We start from the raw sequence: 19,232 nt of genomic DNA, 5'->3' as shown, positions 1-19,232 counted from the left end.
GACCAGACTGCGGCGCGCGGGACAGGCGGCTCACTGGACGCTCCAGGCCTCCTTGCGCGGCGGATAGGCGAAGGTCTGCGTCTCGGCCCAGTCTTCCCCGACGACGCGGTAGTCGTGCGCGGCTTCGCTCGCGGTGTGATGGCGGCCGATGTCGACCGTGTCGGCGGTCGACCAGACACCGTTGACCTGGTGCTGCACGGTGTAGAGAAACTCGTTGAAGCCCGAGGGGGACACGCACGTGTTGACGATGGTGAGCGAGCGTCGCCCCGTCGTCAGATCCGGCGGGAGGGTGACGATCTGGTTTCGCCACTTGTAGATGCCGTCCTCGAGCAGCGGTCGCCATTCCGCGGCCGGGGTCCCGTTGACGCTGATGGTGGCACGTTGCAGACCGACGCCCGCATCCAGCCGGCGGATCAGCCGTACGCCCGTATTGGCCGGGTCGACGGTCACGGTGAACCGGCTCCACCCTCCACGGGGGAACGCACGACCGTCGTCGCTGACGATGTGGGCGGGATTGACGATGTGGTCGGGCACCTCTTCGGAGGCGCCGCGTTGCGGCGTCGCCCGCTGAGCGATGACGACGCTCAGGATCACCGCGGCTGTCAGCACGGTCACCGCTGTGAGCAGGGCGGCTCGGCGCCGACGCCGGCCGGCGGCACGGGCCGTCCCCGTGGTGCCCGGTGTGGTCATGGCCTGGGCGGCGATCTCCGTGGACCCGGGGGGCAGCTGATTGACCCGCACCCGCTCCCACGCCCGTTCCCACGCCGGGAGCTGATGGTCGGGGACGCGGCAGCCCCGGAGGAACGCCACCATCACCGCCTTCTTGGGGAAACGCCGACCGGCCAGCATGTCGGCGCAGGTAGAGCGGGGCAGCCGCGTTCCGCCCGCCCTGTCCGCCCGCGTCTGAAGCTCCCGAAGTGACACGTCGGCCCGCGCGAACTGCTCGGCCAGCAGTTTCACCAGGTCCTCGTGACACGTCACCGACTCCGGCCCGCCCTCGGGCCGAGGATCTTGGTCGCCTTGAGGGGCCTCGCTCATCGTTCCCGGACCCTGTCCTCTCCTGACCGGGCCGTCCGGCCTCGCCTGCTGCGACAGACAGTGTACGGGTGATTGCTCGGCGTGTCCGAGCTCGGCCGAGTCTGGCCGAGTTCCTGTTGGACACCCGCCGGGGTGGGTTTCGCTGTCGTCCACCGGCGGTGATCGGGCGAGCACGCCCGGTCCCGCCACGAGAACACGCCCGAACACAGGAGACCACCATGCGCGCACGTCGCGGACTCGCCGGGATGCTCGCGGACGTGGGTCAGCGGATTTCCTCGTCGTCGGTTTCCGGGCAGAGGTCTTCGCGGTGGTCAGGCCGGTGGCGGTGTAGACGTCGTGGCGTGGGACGGGCCGGTTGTTGCGCCGCCCGAGTGGTCGTCCCGGTCCTGGCCGGAAAGGTTTCGGTGCCCGGGCCGGACCGGTCCAGCTGCCACATCCGGTCCACCTCGACGGGACCACCACAGCCACACCGGCTTCGGGATCGCCCCGCCGGCAGATGGTCCATCTCCAGGCGGATCACGGTGCCCTCGATCATCGGCAGCTCAGCCGAATCGGCCCAGGCCGCACGGCCGATGAGAAAGGTTGAAGATCAAGCGGGACCGTGTTTCATGAGGCGTTGAGCCACTGGTTGATCGCGGCGATGATGACGACGGCTTCGTAGCGTACGGTGAGATTGTCGTAACGGGTTGCCATGCCGCGGTTGCCTTCGAGCAGGTTGATGCCGCATTCCACGGCGTGGCGCAGCCGGTAGAGCGCGGGGAGGACAGCCCGTGCGCCGCGGCCCACCCGTCCGGGGACGACAGCCGTTGAAGAGCGATCTCAGCCACGGACGGGCGCGGCGAGGCTGCCCAGCAGTTTCAGCGCCTGCTCCGAAGGGCTGCCCGGCTGGGCGAGCAAAGTGATGAGCTGTAGGCCGTCGGAGCCGTTCACCGAGAAGACCTCGCAGGTCAGCTCCAGCTCCCCGACCTCCCGGTGGCACATGCGCTTGACCTCGGCCACCTTGGGCGAGACATCGTGGCGGGCCCACAGCCTCCGGAAGTCGGAGCTCTTGACGGACAACTCTCCCACGAGCTCGGTCAGGCGGGGGTCGTCGAGCTGCGACCCGGCGACGAGGCGCAGGTGGGCGACCTTGGAACGGGCCGACTTCTCCCACTCGGGATAGAACTCGCGGGCCGCGGGATCCAGGAAGATCATGCGGAGCAGGTTGTCGCGGTCCTCGAACCCGCCGTACAGGGCGTCGGCGAGGGAGTTCGCGGCGAGGATGTTCATGAGGTCGTCGCAGATCAGCGCGGGCGTGACGGGCCAGCCGCCGATCAGCGTGCGCAGCGCAGGGCTGACCCGCCGGGCCGGCGACCGCCGGGGCTGGAGCATGGGATGGGCCAGTGCGTGCATGTGGGCCGTGGCCTCGAGAGTCAGCCCGAACACCTGGGCAAGGGCTCCGAGCACGCGCTCGGACGGGTGGCGCTCCCTGCCCTGTTCGAGGCGGATGTAGTAATCCGTGCTGACGTGGGCCAGCATCGCCACCTCCTCGCGCCGCAACCCCGGGGTCCGGCGCGGGCCCCCGTCGAGGAGCCCCGCCTGCGCGGGAGTCATGACCTCTCTCCGTGCGCGCAGGAACTCGCCCAACAACTTAGTGCTGTCCATTTAAGTACGATATGTCGGGATTTGAGCGCCAGGGTGGGCGTGTCACTACCAGGCTGAGACGGCATTGCCGCATCCGTCGGCATTCATCCAGGTATGCGAATTTCCTGGGTGTCACGCGCCTACCCTCCTCAGCATCGTCCCGCCTTACCGTCGCAGTGACGGAAAGGAAACGATGACCGTGATCCCTCGCCCCCGGTCCATCCGAGCGCGCTGTACCGTGGCCGCGTCGCTGCTCGCCCTGGTCGCGCTGGCCGTGGTGGGCGTCACCTCCTCGCTGGCCATCCGCTACCGCATCCAGGACGACGCCTTCAACCGGGTCGAACAGGTCGCCAGCCGGTGGAGTGCGGCGGCCCGCGCCGGCACGATCCCCAAGGTCATACCCACCTCGGGCGACCTGGCTCTCATTCAGCTGGTCGACGCGCGCGGCCGGGTCCTCGCCGCCAGCCACTCCGCCCTCGCGCGCTCGGCGCTGAGCACGCTGCGACCACCCGTCGACGATCGCGTCCAGCGGCGGAGCGATGGGTGCCGCCTCCTGGTGGCCATCCGGATCACCACGGCGGCCGGCGCCCAGGTCCTGCTGGCGGAGCGCCGGGAGCCGGCCCTGCTGCGCGGCCACAACCTGGAGTACGCGCTCACGGCGGCGGCCCTCGTCCTCCTCGCGATCGTCTCCTGGACCTCCTGGAGAACGGTGGGCCGCACGCTGCGGCCGGTCGAGGCGATCCGCGTGCGCCTGGCCGAGATCACCGTCAGCGACCTCAGCCTGAGCATCCCCGTGCCGCCGGGCGACGACGAGGTCGCCATGCTCGTCCGTACCGCCAACCAGACCCTGGACCGGCTCGACGAGGCGGTGGCGCAGCAGCGCAGGTTCGCCTCCAGCACGTCGCACGAGCTCAGGAACCCGATCGCCGGCCTGCGGGCGCAACTGGAGGAGGCGCTGCTCCACCCCGGCGAGATCGATCCGCACAAGACCATCCGCTCGGCCCTGTCGGTCACCGACCGGCTCGACGCCATCGTCGGCGACCTGCTGGCGCTCGCGCGGCTCGGGGCCGGCGACCCGGCGCCGCCCGAGCTCATCGACCTCGGGCGGCTGGTGAGCCAGGAGGCGCCGCGCGCGGGCCGCGTGCCCGTACGCGTCCACGCGGCCTCGGACGTCTGGGTCCGCGGGTCCCGCATCCAGCTCGCCCGGCTGCTCGCCAACCTGGTGAGCAACGCGATCCGGCACGCCGGCAGCGCCGTGGACGTCCTCGTGGCAGCCTCGGACGGCGAGGCCGTGGTGACGGTGGCGGACGACGGCGCCGGCATCGCGCCCGCCGACCGCGAGCGGGTCTTCGAGCGGTTCACCCGCCTCGACGACGCCCGCCACCGCGACGCCGGCGGCAGCGGGCTCGGCCTGGCCATCTCCCGCGACATCGCCCAGAGCCATGGCGGGACGCTCAAGGTCGAGGATGCGCCGCGCGGCGCCAGCTTCGTCCTGCGGCTCCCGCTGCTCGACCCCCCTCCGGTCGATCAGACGGAACGCGTGAGCGCTGTCGCCTAGTAGCCGCCCGGGCCGTACAGGCGCTCGATCGCCTCGACCTGCCGGGCGGCGAACCAGGCCCGATCGCGCGCGCCCTGCGACAGCCCGCCGGGCCGCTCCCCGTCGTGCCTGGCGTACTCCTCGGCCCACAGCCCCGTCTTCACCCTGCTCAGCAGGTTGCCCATGCCGGGCCGCCGCCGCAGCCGGCGCAGCGCGCCCACGTCCAGCTCGGCGGCGGCCACCAGCGACTCGCCCGCGCCCGCCTGGGCGAGCACGCGTCCCTGGTGGTCGAGGACCTCCGAGCCGCCGTTGGTGGAGTCGCCGGGGATCGGGATGCCCCTAAGGCCGCCGCTGTTGGCCGAGACCACGTAGGCCAGGTTCTCGGCGGCCCTGGCGCGGCGGGCGATCGCCTTCGGGGTCAGCGCCGGTGAGGAGGCCTCGGAGGTGGGGTGGCAGAAGATCTCGGCGCCGCGCAGGGCCAGCGCGCGGGCCAGCTCGGGCATGAGGATCTCCTCCGAGGCCAGCACCGCCAGGTTGCCGATCTCGGTGCGGGCCACCGGCAGCACCCCGTCGATGCCGTAGACCTCCAGGTAGCGCTCCCACACGTCGTACGGGCTCGGCGTGAACATCGAGTGCAGCCTGCGGTAGCGCAGGACCGGCGCACCCTGCGGGGAGAGGATCACCGACGCCTGGAAGTACAGCTCGGGGAAGTGCTCGTCGCGCTCATAGGCGTTCACGCACAGGTAGACCTCGTGCCGGGCGGCGATCCCGGCCAGCGCCTCGTACTCCGAGCCGCCGGGGTCGAGCGCGGCCTTGTCGCGCCACTCGGCGAAGCTCTCGCGCATCGGGAAGCCGGTCAGCACGTACTCGGGCAGCACCACCAGGCGGAGATCGCGGCCGAGCCAGGCCTTGCTGCCGCCGACCTGCTCGCCGATCCGCTCGATGGCGGCGCGGATGGCGGTCCTCGGGTCGGCGGCGGCGTTGACGGCCCTGGTCTCCATCTGGAGCGCCAGGGCCGTGTAGGCGGTCACGAGCGCCCGTTGGCCGCACACCAGCCAGACCAGGTGGTGGCGCCCTTGCCGAGCTGCTTGTTGTAGAAGGAGCTCCAGGAGTTCTCGCTGGCGCCGGGCGCGGTGGGGGCGGCCGTGAAGAGCGGGTGGTTCGCCTCGACCTCGGCGCGCAGCCACGGCTCGATCTCGGCGTAGGAGCTCAGGGACCAGCTGCGGGCGTGGTAGGTGAGCTGGCCGCGTACGTCGCTCTCGGCCAGGCACATGAACGGCGCCCACGGGCTCGTCCGCGCCCAGCTGATCTTCGTCTCCATGGCCCCGGAGGGGACGGTGCCCGGAACGGTCCTGGCGGCCGCCTCGCGCTCGTCCACGGAGAAGTCGAACATCTCCTGGGCCGCGTACACGCCGCCCACCAGGCCGAACCGCTCGCCGAGCGCGGTGCCGAAGTCGGAGCGTACGGGGATGTCACTGGTCCACACGTTCTCATCATGCAACTGGCGCACCGGTGGGCCCACGTAGGCGGAGGTGATGTTGAACGGGCCGAAGTTCACCGCGTCGTTGTTGATGGGGATGACCGGATAGGTCTTCTGGTCGATCGGGTTCTTCCATTCCCGCAGGACCCGCGTGGGATCGGCGGGGTCGGTGTAGAAGACGATCTCCCGGGAGAGCTGGTAGAGCTGCGTCGTGTCCGGCACCCGGTACAGGCGCCTGATGTTGTAGCCCTCGATGTTGAACAGTTTCTGCCCGTGCCGCATCGCCGGGTCCAGGCTGTTGCCCTCGATGTTGGCGTACACGCTGCCGGAGATCCGGAAGACCATGTCCTTGCCGTCGGGACGGCCGAAGGTCTGGAGCGAGAGCAGGCCGTTCCGATCGGTGACCGTCTTGTAGACCGGTCCCGGATATGTCGGGTCGGCGGGCTTGTCGTCCGCCGCGGCGCCCGGAGCGGTCACGCTCAGGAAGAGGGCCGCAAGGGCTAAAGACCGGAGGATATTGCGCTTGACCATGGGTCCGCTCCGAACACTTAGGCGAGTGAGCGAGCCCAATGTGATCATGTCGCGTTCGGCGCTGTCCATCCGGCCCAGAAAACTGCAATGGACTCCAAATTTGGAGTAGACTCCAGGCATGGTGGAGGGGCTCCGGGAGCGGAAGAAGCGGCAGACCCGGCAGCGCATCATCGGCGTGGCCATCGGCCTGTTCGTGGAGCGCGGCTTCGAGCACGTCACGATCGCCGAGGTCGCGGCGGCCGCCGAGGTGTCGGTGAACACCGTCTACAACTACTTCCCGGCCAAGGAGGACCTCGTCCTGCCGCCGGAGGAGGCCTCGCCGCACCGGCTGGCCGACATCGTGCGGGAGCGCCCGCCCGGCCAGTCGGCGGCCGGGGCGGTGCTGGCGCGGCTGCGTGCGGAGGTGCGTGGGCGCGAGCGCCAGGTGGGGCTGACGGAGGGGTTCGGGCGGGTGCTGGAGATGATGCGGGCCGCGCCCACGCTGGCCGCCCGGCTGGACGACCTCGGCCGCCGGATGACCGACGAGCTGGCCGTCGTGCTGGCCGAGGAGACCGGGGCGGCCGAGGGTGATCCGCTGCCGCGCGTGGCGGCCTGGCACATCGGGTGCCTGCACGCGCTGGTCTACGCCGAGATCGGCCGGCGGACGGTCGCGGGCGAGCCGCCCGACGCCATCGCCACCGCCGTGCTGGAGCTGATGGATGTCGCAGAAGGGCTGCTGGGCGAGCGTGTCCTGGCCTATGCCGTACGAAAGGGATGACCGTGTTCAGGGTGACGATCAGGGGCAAGTTCAAGGGGCTCGACGACGCCGGGCGGGCCGCCGTGCTGGCCGCGAGCGGCGCGGCGTACACCGAGGCCGGGACCTTCACCCACGACGCGGGCGTCACGGCCTTCACCTTCCGCTGCCAGGTGCCCGCCGGGCCCGACGACGGCGAGGACGAGGCGGCGCTGGGGGCGATGGAGGCGCTGGAGGCGCACGGGCATCCGTACGAGATCCTGCAGCTCGCGGTGACCGACATGCGCGACATCAAGGTGCGGCGTCGCCGCTGATCCCACATATGGGATATGTTCTCTTATATGAGACAGATGGAGGAGGTCGAGGTCCGGCTCGCCGGGCGGCTCGCGGAGCTGCGCGTCGAGCGCGGCTGGTCGCTGGAGGAGCTGGCGAGCCACTCGGGGATCAGCCGCTCGACGCTGTCGCGGCTGGAGCGGGGAGAGATCAGCCCGACCGCCGCGCTGCTGGGCAGGCTGTGCGCCGTCTACGGGCGTACGATGTCGCGGCTGCTGGCCGAGGTGGAGGCCGAGCCGCCGCAGCTCGTACGGGCGGAAGTGCAGGCGGTGTTCCGGGATGAGGAGTCCGGGTTCGTCCGGCGTTCGGTGTCGCCGCCCCACCCCGGGATGCGGGGCGAGGTCGTGGAGGGCAGGCTGCGGCCGGGGGCGGACATCTCGTACGACGCGTCGCCGGTGCCCGGGCTCGAGCAGCACATCTGGGTGCTGGAGGGGGCCGTGGAGATCACCGCCAACGGTCACACGCACACCGTGGAGGCGGGCGACTGCCTGCGCTTCCGCCTGTGGGGGCCGTCCCGCTTCCGTTGCCCAGGCCCCGACCCGGTCCGGTACGCCCTCCTGATCGTCCTCCCATGACCCACAGCTCGAAAGACCCCGGAGGAGTCCCATGCCCGCCATCGAGCGCCTGACCGCCGACGACTTCGACGCCGACGTCAAGGAGCTGGCCGGCCTGCTGGTCGACGCCGTGGACGGCGGCGCGTCCGTGGGCTTTCTCGCGCCGTTCGGCCACGAGGAGGCCGCCGCCTGGTGGCGGTCCCAGGCTCCGGCGGTGGCCGACGGCAGCCTCCTGGTGTGGGTGTGCCGCGACGGGAGCGCCGTCACCGGCCCCGTCACCGGCACCGTCAGCCTTGCCCTGGCGACCAAGCCGAACGCCCGCCACCGCGCCGAGATCGTCAAGCTGATGGTCCACCGCGAAGCCCGCGGCCGGGGCCTGTCGCGCGCACTGCTGGCCGCCGCCGAGCAGGCTGCCCTCGACGCCGGGGCGGACCTGCTGCTCCTGGACACCGAGACCGGCAGCACCGCCGAGCACGTCTACCGCACGGGCGGCTGGACCCGCTACGGCATCGTCCCCGACTACGCCGGATCCCCGGACGGCACGCTCCAGGACTGCAGCTTCTTCTACAAGAAACTCACAGCGTCCGGGTGAGCGCGTCGAGGTCGGCCAGCCGCTCGGTGGGGGCCAGGCGGGCGGCCGTGGCGACGAGCAGCAGCTCGGTGACGGCGATCTCGTGGGCGAGCGGCGCGATCGGCCCGGCGGCCTCGCGCGGCAGCCTGATCAGCACCTCCGCCTCGGCGGCCAGCGGCGACTCCCATGCGTCGGTGACGAGCACCAGCCGCGCTCCCCGGGCGCGCGCGGCTTTGACGAAGCGGGCGGTGCCGGTGGAGTAGCGCCGGAAGTCGTACGCCACCACGACGTCGGACCCCTTCAGATCCAGCACGGTACGCGCCCGGGCCGGCACGGAGTCGGGCACCCGGTGCGCGCCGGGCCGCAGGCTGGCCAGCTGGCGGATCAGGTATTCGGCGGCCAGCTCGCTCAGCGGCCCGCCCAGCGCCCACACGGTCCTGGCCTCGGCGAGCAGGGCCGCGGACGCGTCGAGCAGGGGATCCGTGGCGGCGGCGAGCGTGCCGTCCAGCCCCGCGCGCAGGTCCTCGGCGGCCTGCCGCAGCTCGGGGCTGGCGGCGGGGGAGTCGGGTGCGCGCGAGACGAACTCCAGCAGCCGCGACCGGCCCCGCGCCCCGTCGCGCACCGCGGCCTGGAAGTCGGCGAACCCGCCGTACCCCAGCCGGTCGAACAGCCGCGACGCCGTCGGCGGGCTCACCCCGGCGCGCTCGGCCAGCGCCCGCAGCGAGCCCAGCGCCGCGAACGGATAGTCGTCGAGCAGCACCCGCACGATCGCCCGCTCCCCGGGCGGCAGCTCGGGATAGACGGCGCTGAGGCGGTCGGCCACCGGATCGTTCTCCACAATGACAAATGTTACATCAACACCGGCTACCCAGGTTCGCGAAACGAATGTTACGGTTCGGGGCATGAGAACCTGGCATGGCCTGATCGACAGCGACTACCGGCGCTGGCTGCCGGTCACCGCCGACACCCCCTCCATCTCGCTCAACGAGGGCAACACCCCGCTCCTGCGCTCCGCGCACCTGTCGGAGCTCACCGGCTGCGAGGTCTGGCTGAAGGTCGAGGGCGCCAACCCGACGGGCTCGTTCAAGGACCGCGGGATGACGGTGGCGATCAGCAAGGCCGCCGAGGCCGGGGCCCAGGCCGTCATCTGCGCCTCCACCGGCAACACCAGCGCCTCGGCCGCCGCCTACGCCGCCCGCGCCGGGGTGACGGCCGCCGTGCTGGTCCCCAAGGGACGGATCGCGCTCGGCAAGCTGAGCCAGGCCGTACGCTACGGCGCCGAGATCGTCGAGATCGACGGCAACTTCGACGACTGCCTGCGCGTGGCCCGCGAGCTGGCCGCCCAGCACCCGATCGCGCTGGTCAACTCGGTCGGCAACGAGCTGCGCCTGGCCGGGCAGCGCACGGTCGCCTACGAGATCGTGGACGCCCTCGGCGAGGCGCCCGACGTGCACTGCCTGCCGGTCGGCAACGGCGGCAACATCACCGCCACCTGGGGCGGTTACCGCAACTACCACGGCGCCGGCCTGGCCGGGCGGCTGCCGCGCATGTGGGGCTTCCAGGCGGCCGGAGCGGCCCCGCTCGTCCACGGCGCTCCCGTGGCGGCTCCGCAGACGGCGGCCAGCGCGATCAGCGTGGGAAACCCGGCCACCTGGGACGGCGCCGTGGCCGCCCGCGACGAGTCCGGCGGGCTGATCGAGGCGGTGACCGACGAGCAGATCTTCGCCGCGTACCGGCTGCTGGCCCGCCGCGACGGCGTCTTCGCCGAGCCCGCCTCGGCGGCCGGCGTCGCGGGCCTGCTCGACCGGCACGAGCGAGGCCTGCTGGAGCCGGGCCTGCGGATCGTGATCACGCTCAGCGGCAACGGCCTGAAGGACCTGGACGCCTCCCTGCGCGGCGGCTACTCCTCGACGGAGACCTCCTCGTCCGCCTCCGACGTGGCCCGGGCCCTCCGCCTGGCGGCCTGACCGCAGTTGTGGAGAAGGTATCGATCGTTAGCAGAGGAACACCCGGAAAGTTGTGGGATCTCTCCATGCCTGAACGGTGCGGTTCTGGTGTGGGATCGTCCCCATGATGGATGCATCGAAGCGGCGCGGGTTCCCCACGGGCGACCTGGCGCGGGTGGCCGTGTTCGCGGCGCTGATCGCGGTGCTGGGCGTGCCCGGCTCGTTCAACCTGTTCGGCAATGCGGTCCCGATCACGCTCCAGACCCTCGGCGTGATGCTGGCGGGGGCGATCCTCGGCACGTGGCGGGCCGCGCTGGCCGTGGTGGTGCTGCTCGTGCTGGTCGCCGTCGGCCTGCCGCTGCTGGCGGGCGGGCGGGGCGGGCTCGGCGTGTTCGCCATGCCGTCGGCCGGATACCTGATCGGCTGGATCCCCGGCGCGGCGGTGACCGGCTGGCTCGTCGAGCGCGCGGGCCGCAACCCGGGGATCTTCCCGCTGATGGTGGCGTGCCTGGTGGGCGGGATCGGGGTGGTCTACCTGTTCGGCATCCCCGTCCAGTCGCTGGTCACCGGGGTGTCCCTGGGCGCGACGGCGGTGTCCAGCCTCGTCTTCCTGCCCGGCGACCTGGTCAAGGTGGTGCTGGCGTCCGGCGTGGCCAGGGGCACGCAGCGGGCCTACCCGGACGCGGTCCCGGCCGTGCACCGCGAACGGCTGCGCTCCGGCGGGGGGCGTTGACCGCTCGATGCCCGTTGCACAACACGTGATGCGGCACGCCGCCGAACGCCCTTCGCACCCGGCGGTGTGCGGCCCCTTCGCCGAGCTCACCTACGCCCAGCTCGCCGAACGGATCCACGGCGCCGCCCGCCACCTGCTCGGCCGAGGGATCGGCCCGGGCGCGCTGGTCTCGATCGGCCTGGCGGACCCGGTCGAGCTGCTCACCGCCGTGCTCGCGGCCGACCTGGCGGGCGCGACGCCGCTGGTGGGCGACCCCGCCTGGGACCGGGAGCGGTGGACGAGCGTCGCCGCTCCTGGACCCGGTTTCCTCGTGGACGCGCCGCTGCCCGGGGTGGCGGGTCCGGCGGTGCGGCACGATCCGGAGCCCGGGGACCGGGCGTGGGCGTGCTTCAGCTCGGGCAGCACCGGCCGGCCGCGCGCGATCGTGCGCACCCGCGCGTCGTGGACGGAGTCGTTCCCGCACCTCGGCGAGCTGGCCGGGATCGGCCCGGACGACGTCGTGCTGATCCCTGGCCCCCTCGTCTCCAGCCTGTACGCCTTCGCCGCCGTCCACACCCTGGCCACCGGGGCGACGGCCCTCCTTCCCGGCCGCCGGCCCTCCCGCACGCTGCCCGGCCTGCTGGCCAGGGCCACGGTCGTGCACCTGGTGCCGCACCGGCTGCCCGACGTGCTGGAGCACCCGGGGGCGCTGCGCGTGGCCGTCGTCGGCGGCGCGGCCCTCGACCCCGGCACCCGGGCGGCGGCCGCCCGGGCGGGGGTCCGGGTCGTGTCCTACTACGGGGCGACGGAGCTGTCGTTCGTGGCGGTGGACGCCGACGGGGGCGGGCTGCGCCCTTTTCCGGGCGTGGAGATCGAGGTCAGGCCCGAGGGCGGGCTCGGCGAGGTGTGGGCGCGTTCGCCGTGGCTGGCCGACGGATATCTGGGCGGCGCCGCGGGCCCGTTGCGCCGGGACGCTGACGGTTGGGCGAGCGTGGGAGACGTGGCGGAGCCGTACCGGGTAGGAGAGGTGCTGCGGGTACGCGGCCGGGGTGACGGCGCGATCCAGACCGGGGGCGCCACCGTCGTGCCCGAGGACGTCGAGGAGGTGCTCAGGAAGGTGCCCGGTGTGGGGGACATCGTCGTGATCGGCTCGCCGCACCCGTCGCTGGGTGCGGTGGTCACGGCGGTCATCGAGGCCGAGTGCGCCACGCCACCGCCGCGCGCGCTGCTGGAGGCGACGGCCAGGGGCGGCCTGGACGAGGCGCAACGGCCACGCCGCTGGTACGCGGTGCCGAGCCTGCCCCGCACCCAGACCGGCAAGCCCGCCCGAGCCCTGGTCGCGGCCCGGCTGGCGGGCGGCGACCCCGACATCCGGCGGCTGATCTGACATGCGCGACTCCGATCCGCGCCACGAAGCCGCGACCCGGACCCTCGGGGACGAGCCCGTCGTCGTGGCGGCCCGGCGCACCCCCATCGGGACGGCCGGGCACGCGTTCAAGGGCGTGACGGTCGATCGGCTGGCCGCGCCCGTGATCGCCGCCGTGGCGCGCGAGCTGGCCGGGCGGCGGGTGGACGACGTGGTGCTGGGCAACTGCATGGGGCCCGGCGGGAACGTGGCCAGGGTGTCGGCCCTGGCGGCGGGCCTGGGGCACGAGGTGCCCGGCCTGACGGTGGACCGGCAGTGCGGCAGCGGGCTGGCCGCGATCCTGGTGGCCGGTCAGGCCGTCCGGGCGGGGGAGATGGACCTGGTGATCGCGGGAGGGGTGGAGAGCGCCTCGACCGCGCCGCTGCGTACCCATCGGGGCGCCATGGAGCCGTACCCCAGGGCGCCCTTCGCCCCGCACGGTCACCCCGACCCCGACATGGGGCCGGCCGCCGAGGCGCTGGCGGCGGCGCGCGGCGTCAGCCGGGCGCGCCAGGACGCCTACGCCTGCCGCAGCCACGCCAGGGCGCTGGCCGCCCGCGAGGCGGGCCGGTTCAAGGAGGAGATCGTCCCGATCGGCGGGCGCCGCGACGACCAGCGGCCCCGGCCGCTGCGGGCGGCGTCGCTGGCCCGGTTGCCCGCGGCCTTCGTGGCGGACGGTACAGTGACGGCCGGTAATTCCTCCCCGGTCAGCGACGGCGCCGCGGCCGTGGCCATCGTGCCCGAGCGGTTGCGCGCGGGCCTGCCGGGGATGCGGCTGGTGGCCGGGGCCGTCGTCGGGTGCGATCCCGAGCTGCCCGGGTGGGGTCCGGTGCCGGCGGTGCGGCGGGTGCTGGCGCGTGCGGGGGTGGAGTTGGAACAGGTCGCGGCGGTGGAGATCGTGGAGGCGTTCGCGGCGCAGGTGCTGGCCGTCACCGACGCGCTCGGGATCGACGCCCTGGACGACGATCGGGTGTGCGCCGACGGCGGTGCGCTGGCCCTGGGGCATCCCTGGGGCGCCACCGGCGCGGTCGTGGTGACCCGGCTGTTCGGCCGCCTCGTGCGCGGGGGAGCCCCGCCGGGGACGCTGGGCCTGGCGACGGCCGCGGTGGGCGGCGGGCTCGGCGTGGCCGCCCTGTTCGAGGTGGTCGGCACCGGCCGGGACGGAGCGCGGGCGTGATCGAGTTCGCCGACGTGCGCGTACGCCTCGGCGCCCGCGACGTCCTCAACGGCGTCACCGCCGCCCTGCCCGAGCGGCGGATCGGCGTGGTCGGCGCCAACGGGTCGGGCAAGAGCACCTTCGCCCGCCTGATCAACGGTCTGGCCCTGCCCACCTCGGGCAGCGTCACCGTGCTCGGCCTCGACACCCGCCGCCACGCCGCCAAGATCAGGCGAGGCGTCGGATTCCTGTTCACCGACCCGGACGCGCAGATCGTGATGCCCACCGTGGCCGAGGACGTGGCCTTCTCCCTGCGCCGCAAGGGCCTGGCGCGCGAGGAGGTCGAGCGGCGCGTGCACGACGTGCTCAACCGGTACGGCCTGGCCGGGCACGCCGACCACCCCGCCCACCACCTGTCGGGAGGCCAGAAGCAGCTGCTCGCCCTGTGCTCCGTCATGGTGCTCGAACCGGACATCCTCGTCATGGACGAGCCGACCACACTGCTGGACCTGCGCCACTCCCGCCAGGTCGCCGACCTGCTGCGCGAGCTGCCGCAACAGGTGCTGGTGGTCAGCCACGACCTGCCGCTGCTGGCCGACTTCGACCGCGTCCTGGTGCTCGACCAGGGCCGCGTCGTCGCCGACGGCACCCCCGACGAGGCCATCACCCACTACCGGAAGATCATGTCGTGAACGGCCTCACCGGCGCCTACGTCCCCGGCTCCTCGCCGCTGCACCGGCTCCCGGCCGGCGCCAAGCTGGCGGGGCTGGCGCTGGCGTGCACGGGGCTGGTGCTGCTGAGCTCGCCGCTCGCGCTGGCAGGCGCGGCGGTCGTGGCGGCCGGTCTCTATGCGCTGTCCGGGGTCGGCGTGGCGGCGGCGTGGGCGCAGGTCAGGCCGGTGCGGTGGTTCGCGGTGGGGCTGTTCGGGATGCAGTGGGTGCTCGTGGACCTGCCGGGGGCGGTGTCCACCACGCTGCGCGTGGTCCTCGCGGTCGCGCTGGCCGGGCTGGTCACGCTCACGACCCGCACCTCGGCCATGATGTCGGCGCTGGAGCGCTGCCTGTCGCCGGCCAGGTTCGTGGGTCTGGACCCGTTCCGGCTGTCGTTGCTGCTGTCGCTGACGGTACGCAGCGTGCCCGTCGTGGCCGCGCTGGCCACCCGCGTCCGGGAGGCCCAGCGGGCCAGGGGCGTCGAACGCAGCTTCCGGGCCTTCGCCGTGCCGCTGGTGGTCGGCTCCCTCCGGCACGCCGACGCCCTCGGTGAGGCCCTGAGCGCCCGCGGCCTGGACGACTGAGCGCAGGCTTATCCCAGGTTTGACTTATATAAGCCAATCCTGAACAATCAGGTCGTGCACGCATTCGACGTCCTCGGCGATCCGGTCCGGCGGCGGATCCTGGAGCTGCTGGCCGCCGGTGAGCAGAGCTCCGGAGAGCTCACCGGCGTCATCCAGCGCGAGTTCGGCATCTCCCAACCGGCCGTCTCCCAGCACCTGCGGGTGCTGCGCGACAACGGCTTCGCCAGCGTACGAGCCCAGGGCACCCGGCGGCTCTACGCCGTCGAGCCGGGGCCGCTGCAGGAGGTCGATCTCTGGCTGGAGCGATTTCGGGGCTTCTGGACCCAACGACTGGACGCGCTGGCGACGGAGCTGGCCCGCGGCAAGCGCGAGCGCCGCATGAACGAAAAGGACACCTGATGGATATCGTGGACGAGCTGCTCAAGGCGCAGCGCGAGGTGAAGGACGGCGACGTCAAGAGCGTGGTGCTGCGACGGCACTACGACGCCGAGGTCGAGGACGTCTGGGACGCCTGCACCGACGCCGAGCGCCTGTCCCGCTGGTTCCTGCCGGTGAGCGGGGACCTCCGGGTCGGGGGGACGTACCAGCTCCAGGGCAACGCGGGCGGGGAGATCCTGCGCTGCGAGCCGCCCAGCCTGCTGAAGGTCAGCTGGCTGTTCGGCGCGAACCCCGGCTTCTCCGAGGTCGAGGTGCACCTGTCCGCGCAGGACGGCGGCACCCTGTTCGAGCTGCGCCACAGCGCCGAGGTGCCGCCGGAGTTCTGGGGGCGGTTCGGGCCGGGCGCGACCGGCGTGGGCTGGGACCTGTCGCTGCTGGGCCTGGCCCTGCACCTGTCGACCGGTGGCGACACAGGGGTCGACGAGGCCACGTTCCACGAGACCGGCGAGGGGCGGCGCTACATCACCGAGAGCAGCCGGGCCTGGGGCGAGGCCCACCTGGCCGCGGGCGGCGAGCCGGACGAGGTCGCCACGGCCGTCGCCGCCACCACCGCCTTCTACGCCCCCGAACCGGAGCGTTGATACGCGGCGGATACACGGCTGAGCACGCGCGGATACCCGGTCAATACAGATCGGCCGGGAGAGGGCTCCAAAGTGGCCACGGCGTCGCGAAGGGCGGCGTGAGTCACCGGGAAGGAGTCCCCGATGCGTGTGCTGATGTGTGGCCTGCTCGGTCTGGCGGTGCTGACCGGCTGCGGGGGAGACCCGGCCCCCGCGGCCGACGGCGGTGGCGGTGGCGGTGGCGGTGCCACGATGGACAAGGCCCGCGAGCGCGAGACCGTCATCGCCACCTGCATGAAGCAGAAGGGTTTCGCCTACACCCCCTCGGTCAGCCCGCCCAGGAAGTCCGCGGCGAACCCCGCTGACTACGCGGCGATGAAGGCCGAGCGCGGCAAGAACGGCTTCGGCGTCTTCTCCGCCGTCGTCTATCCGAAGCCGCCGGAGACACAGGCTCCGGACCCCAACCAGGCGACGATCGACGGCCTCTCCGGCGCCAGGCGGGACGCCTACCTCAAGACCCTCAACGAGTGCCGGGTCACCGCCCTCCGGCAGGTGAACGGCCTCAAAGCCACCTCGGTCGCCGACTACCAGGACCAGATGGCCACGGAGATCGAGAACATCGACAAGACTCTCGACGGCGACCCCAAGCTGCTGGAGCTCGCCGCGCCGTTCGCCGAGTGCCTGAAGTCCAAGGGCGAGCGGGTGACCTCCGAGAAGCCGGTCGCGCTGAGCGGCCGCGGCGTGGTGCTGTGGAGCGAGCAGGCCGACCGGCTCGGCAAGGCGGGCACCGTCACGGCGGAGGCCGCCAGGCCGTACCTCGCCAGGGAGATCAGGTCGGCGCTGGTCGACCTGGAATGCGGCAAGGACTTCTACGCCGCCTTCATCCCCCTGCAGAAGCGGCTCACCAACGAGGCCAGGGTGAAGTACGGGTTCCAAGAGCGGTGATGCGCACCCCTCGCGGAAAGCTGCTGCTCGTGCTGGCCGTGGTCCTGGCGGTCGCGGGGACCGGCTGGGGAGTGGCCGCCCTGCTGCGCTCCCCGGCCGACGAGGCGGCGGCGCGCAAGCCGCCCAGACCGTCGCTGGTCACCGTCGCGGTCGAGCGGCGTAAGCTGCTCGCCACCGTCGTCGTCAGCGGCGCGCTGGAGTACGGCTCGCCTTATCCGGTGTCGCTGGCCGGGGTGGTGGGCGGCAGCGAGACCACTCAGCGCGCGACCCGCGCTCCCCGGCGGGGCACCCTGGCGGAGGGCGCGGTGATGATGGAGGTGAACGGGCGCCCGGTGTTCGTCTTCTCCGGCACGGTGCCGATGCACCGCAGCATCGTCTCCGGCGCCAAGGGGGCCGATGTCGAGCAGTTGCAGAAGGCGCTGCGCAGGCTCGGTCACCGCGCGCCCGCGACCGGCGTGTTCGACCGGGCGACCGTCGCCGCGGTGTCGCGCTTCTACGCCAAGAAGGGCTATGAGGCGCAGCAGCCCACCTTGGAGCTCCGGCAGAAGCGCGACGACCTGCGCCGGGCCGTACGGACCGCCCAGGAAGTGCTCGCGACCGAGCGCATGGCTCTTGACCAGGGCAAGGATGTGCTCCCGCTGAAACTCAAGCTGGCCGGCGCCCGGCAGGATCTCAAGGAGGCCGAACAGGCGCTCGGGAGCGCGCGGGCGCAGGACCGCACTACCGAGGACGAGGCCAAGGTCGAGGCCGCCGAGAGCGCCGTACGGGCGGCCGAGGAGAAGCTGCTGGCGGCCCAGCAGGAGCTCGCCCAGGCCACCGCGACGCCCACCGCGGCACCCAGCCTCGGGCCCAGCCCCACGGTGAGTGCCACGGCCGGGCCGCCCGCCGACACCCGCCTGCTCGAACTCCGGGTCGCCAACGCCCGAGCGGATCTGGCCGCCGCCAGGTCGGCGCTGGAGCGCGTACTGAAGGAGGCCGGGATCACGCGGGCCGCGCGGCTGACCGAGCTGGGGAAGAACGTCCGGCTGGCGCGCGAGGCGGTCGCCACCGCCGAGCAGGCGCTCAGGCAGGCCAGGCAGCTCTCGCCCGTCAAGCTGAAGGTGGCCAACGCCCAGCGTGACCTGGCCGCGGCACGGGCGCTGCTGGCCGAGTTCTCCCGCACCTACGGCGTCACCGTACCGCCGGGAGAGGTCGTCTTCCTGCCCAGGCTGCCCGCCCGCCTGCACAAGCCGGCCGTCAAGGTGGGCGAGCCGGTGGACAAGTCGGTCGCCACGGTGACCAGCGCCTCGTTCGTGGTCTCGGGCTCGGTGGACGTGGCCGAGGCCGAGCGGGTGAAACCCGGCCTGAACGCGAGCATCGAGACCGAGGCCGGCAAGACCGTCCCCGGCACGGTGACCTCCCTCGGCGGACGCGACGCGAAGGGCGCCGTGCCGGTGACGATCACTCCCACGTCGATGAAGGGCCTCAAGAAGCTCGCCGGCGCGCCCGTCACGGTTCGCGTGACCATCGGCGCCACCGACCGGGAGGTGCTCGTGGTCCCCGCCGCGGCGGTCGTCACCGCCGCGGACGGCCGGGCCCGGGTGCAGGTGGAGATCGCGCCCGACCGGACCAAGGAGGTCGAGGTACGCACCGGCCTGTCCGCCGACGGGGCCGTGGAGGTGACCGGCGAGCTCAAGCCGGGCGACCTGGTGGTGATCAACAGTGCCTGAGCCGGTCATCCTGCTCGACGGCCTGACCAAGGAGTTCCCCGCCGACCCTCCCGTCAGAGCGCTCTCCGCCATCACCCTAAGAGTTGAAAAATCGGATTATGTCGCCATAGTTGGCCCCTCGGGGTCCGGGAAGTCCACGCTGCTCAACACGCTCGGCCTGCTCGACCGGCCGACCAGCGGCAGCTACCGGCTCGACGGCATCGAGACCACCACCTTGAAGGATGGTGCGCGGACCACCATCCGCGGCAGCCGGATCGGCTTCGTCTTCCAGTCCTTCCACCTGTTGCCGCACCGCAGCGTGCTGGAGAACGTCATGCTGGCCGAGGTCTACGGCGCGGCACCGCGCGCGGGGCGGCGGAAACGCGCGCTGCGGGCCCTGGAGCGGGTACGGCTGTCGCACCGGGTGGACTTCCTGCCCGGCAGGCTGTCCGGCGGTGAGCGGCAGCGCGCCGCCATCGCCCGCGCCCTCATGGGCGAACCGTCGCTGCTGCTGTGCGACGAACCCACCGGCAACCTCGACAGCAGGAACACCGACGCCGTGCTCGACCTGTTCGACGAGCTGCGCGCCCAGGGGATGACCATCGTGGTCATCACTCACGAGACCGACGTGAGCGACCGGGCCGCGCGCCGGGTGCGCATCACCGACGGCGTCCTCACGGAGGAGTAG

General features: G+C 72.7%; 22 protein-coding genes. 16 read left to right on the top strand and 6 right to left on the bottom strand.

All coding sequences use genetic code 11. The features are described from left to right. Positions 1-30: 30 nt before the first annotated feature. The 3 genes from ACWEPL_RS10075 to ACWEPL_RS10065 all read right to left on the bottom strand — a co-directional run bounded on the left by ACWEPL_RS10075 (position 31) and on the right by ACWEPL_RS10065 (position 2,682). Complete coding sequence (locus ACWEPL_RS10075; protein ID WP_452435813.1) at positions 31-1,038, bottom strand: hypothetical protein; 1,008 nt, start codon at positions 1,036-1,038, stop codon at positions 31-33. 606 nt (positions 1,039-1,644) lie between these two features. Continuing rightward, complete coding sequence (locus ACWEPL_RS10070; protein ID WP_452435812.1) at positions 1,645-1,824, bottom strand: hypothetical protein; 180 nt, start codon at positions 1,822-1,824, stop codon at positions 1,645-1,647. 33 nt (positions 1,825-1,857) lie between these two features. Continuing rightward, the gene (locus ACWEPL_RS10065; RefSeq protein WP_363973758.1) at positions 1,858-2,682 is read right to left on the bottom strand and encodes a helix-turn-helix transcriptional regulator; all 825 of its coding nucleotides are present in this window, start codon (positions 2,680-2,682) and stop codon (positions 1,858-1,860) included. Positions 2,683-2,854: 172 nt separating this feature from the next. Between ACWEPL_RS10065 and ACWEPL_RS10060 the strand changes: the two genes are divergently transcribed. After that, the gene (locus ACWEPL_RS10060) at positions 2,855-4,219 is read left to right on the top strand and encodes a sensor histidine kinase (protein ID WP_452435811.1); all 1,365 of its coding nucleotides are present in this window, start codon (positions 2,855-2,857) and stop codon (positions 4,217-4,219) included. Here ACWEPL_RS10060 and ACWEPL_RS10055 read toward each other — a convergent pair. Continuing rightward, entirely contained in the window at positions 4,216-5,229 is a 1,014-nt protein-coding gene (locus ACWEPL_RS10055) for a nitrilase-related carbon-nitrogen hydrolase (protein WP_452435810.1), read from the bottom strand. The genes ACWEPL_RS10060 and ACWEPL_RS10055 overlap by 4 nt on opposite strands. Next, complete coding sequence (locus tag ACWEPL_RS10050; RefSeq protein ID WP_452435809.1) at positions 5,226-6,209, bottom strand: DUF1838 family protein; 984 nt, start codon at positions 6,207-6,209, stop codon at positions 5,226-5,228. The genes ACWEPL_RS10055 and ACWEPL_RS10050 overlap by 4 nt, the downstream gene beginning before the upstream one ends. Positions 6,210-6,327: 118 nt before the next feature. Between ACWEPL_RS10050 and ACWEPL_RS10045 the strand changes: the two genes are divergently transcribed. The 4 genes from ACWEPL_RS10045 to ACWEPL_RS10030 are packed head-to-tail and all read left to right on the top strand — an operon-like array spanning position 6,328 to position 8,421. Next, entirely contained in the window at positions 6,328-6,966 is a 639-nt protein-coding gene (locus tag ACWEPL_RS10045; RefSeq protein ID WP_363973767.1) for a TetR/AcrR family transcriptional regulator, read from the top strand. Between the two features lie 2 nt (positions 6,967-6,968). Further along, complete coding sequence (locus tag ACWEPL_RS10040) at positions 6,969-7,256, top strand: DUF6204 family protein (protein ID WP_452435808.1); 288 nt, start codon at positions 6,969-6,971, stop codon at positions 7,254-7,256. A 27-nt stretch (positions 7,257-7,283) separates the two neighbouring features. Further along, positions 7,284-7,850, top strand: coding sequence for a helix-turn-helix domain-containing protein (locus tag ACWEPL_RS10035; protein WP_452435807.1), 567 nt, complete (start codon positions 7,284-7,286; stop codon positions 7,848-7,850). Between the two features lie 31 nt (positions 7,851-7,881). Then, positions 7,882-8,421 (top strand): N-acetyltransferase family protein, encoded by a 540-nt coding sequence (locus ACWEPL_RS10030; protein WP_452435806.1) that lies wholly within the window; start codon positions 7,882-7,884, stop codon positions 8,419-8,421. On the opposite strand, the gene ACWEPL_RS10025 is transcribed toward ACWEPL_RS10030, so the two are convergent. Next, positions 8,405-9,238, bottom strand: coding sequence for a MurR/RpiR family transcriptional regulator (locus tag ACWEPL_RS10025; RefSeq protein ID WP_452435805.1), 834 nt, complete (start codon positions 9,236-9,238; stop codon positions 8,405-8,407). The two genes, ACWEPL_RS10030 and ACWEPL_RS10025, sit on opposite strands and share 17 nt — an antisense overlap. Positions 9,239-9,302: 64 nt before the next feature. Here ACWEPL_RS10025 and thrC point away from each other — a divergent pair, with 64 nt between their 5' ends. From thrC to ACWEPL_RS09970, 11 genes are all read left to right on the top strand, one after another. Continuing rightward, a complete protein-coding gene (thrC, locus tag ACWEPL_RS10020) occupies positions 9,303-10,367 on the top strand; it encodes a threonine synthase (RefSeq protein WP_363973780.1) in 1,065 nt (354 codons plus the stop codon). Between the two features lie 103 nt (positions 10,368-10,470). Next, positions 10,471-11,079 carry a biotin transporter BioY gene (locus ACWEPL_RS10015; RefSeq protein WP_452435804.1) on the top strand — a complete coding sequence of 203 codons (609 nt, stop codon included), beginning with the start codon at positions 10,471-10,473 and terminating at the stop codon, positions 11,077-11,079. 7 nt (positions 11,080-11,086) lie between these two features. Beyond that, positions 11,087-12,445, top strand: coding sequence for a class I adenylate-forming enzyme family protein (locus tag ACWEPL_RS10010; RefSeq protein WP_452435803.1), 1,359 nt, complete (start codon positions 11,087-11,089; stop codon positions 12,443-12,445). A 1-nt stretch (position 12,446) separates the two neighbouring features. Continuing rightward, on the top strand, positions 12,447-13,640 hold the full coding sequence (locus tag ACWEPL_RS10005; RefSeq protein WP_452435802.1) for a thiolase family protein: 1,194 nt from the start codon (positions 12,447-12,449) through the stop codon (positions 13,638-13,640). Next, complete coding sequence (locus ACWEPL_RS10000) at positions 13,637-14,311, top strand: energy-coupling factor ABC transporter ATP-binding protein (RefSeq protein ID WP_350730556.1); 675 nt, start codon at positions 13,637-13,639, stop codon at positions 14,309-14,311. The genes ACWEPL_RS10005 and ACWEPL_RS10000 overlap by 4 nt, the downstream gene beginning before the upstream one ends. Next, positions 14,308-14,913: an energy-coupling factor transporter transmembrane component T family protein gene (locus tag ACWEPL_RS09995; RefSeq protein ID WP_355196443.1), complete on the top strand. Its 606-nt coding sequence runs from the start codon at positions 14,308-14,310 to the stop codon at positions 14,911-14,913. The genes ACWEPL_RS10000 and ACWEPL_RS09995 overlap by 4 nt, the downstream gene beginning before the upstream one ends. Before the next feature lie 54 nt (positions 14,914-14,967). Continuing rightward, a complete protein-coding gene (locus ACWEPL_RS09990) occupies positions 14,968-15,312 on the top strand; it encodes an ArsR/SmtB family transcription factor (protein ID WP_192784068.1) in 345 nt (114 codons plus the stop codon). Further along, the gene (locus tag ACWEPL_RS09985; protein ID WP_452435801.1) at positions 15,312-15,932 is read left to right on the top strand and encodes an SRPBCC family protein; all 621 of its coding nucleotides are present in this window, start codon (positions 15,312-15,314) and stop codon (positions 15,930-15,932) included. The genes ACWEPL_RS09990 and ACWEPL_RS09985 overlap by 1 nt, the downstream gene beginning before the upstream one ends. A gap of 123 nt (positions 15,933-16,055) precedes the next feature. Next, positions 16,056-16,856: a hypothetical protein gene (locus ACWEPL_RS09980; protein WP_452435800.1), complete on the top strand. Its 801-nt coding sequence runs from the start codon at positions 16,056-16,058 to the stop codon at positions 16,854-16,856. After that, entirely contained in the window at positions 16,856-18,565 is a 1,710-nt protein-coding gene (locus tag ACWEPL_RS09975; protein ID WP_452435799.1) for a peptidoglycan-binding protein, read from the top strand. Before ACWEPL_RS09980 ends, ACWEPL_RS09975 begins: the two co-directional genes overlap by 1 nt. Beyond that, positions 18,558-19,232: an ABC transporter ATP-binding protein gene (locus tag ACWEPL_RS09970; protein WP_452435798.1), complete on the top strand. Its 675-nt coding sequence runs from the start codon at positions 18,558-18,560 to the stop codon at positions 19,230-19,232. The genes ACWEPL_RS09975 and ACWEPL_RS09970 overlap by 8 nt, the downstream gene beginning before the upstream one ends.

The organism is Nonomuraea sp. NPDC004186, assembly GCF_053603495.1.
Note: the sequence above shows the minus strand (reverse complement) of the source record. Positions and strands in the feature narration are given on the sequence as shown.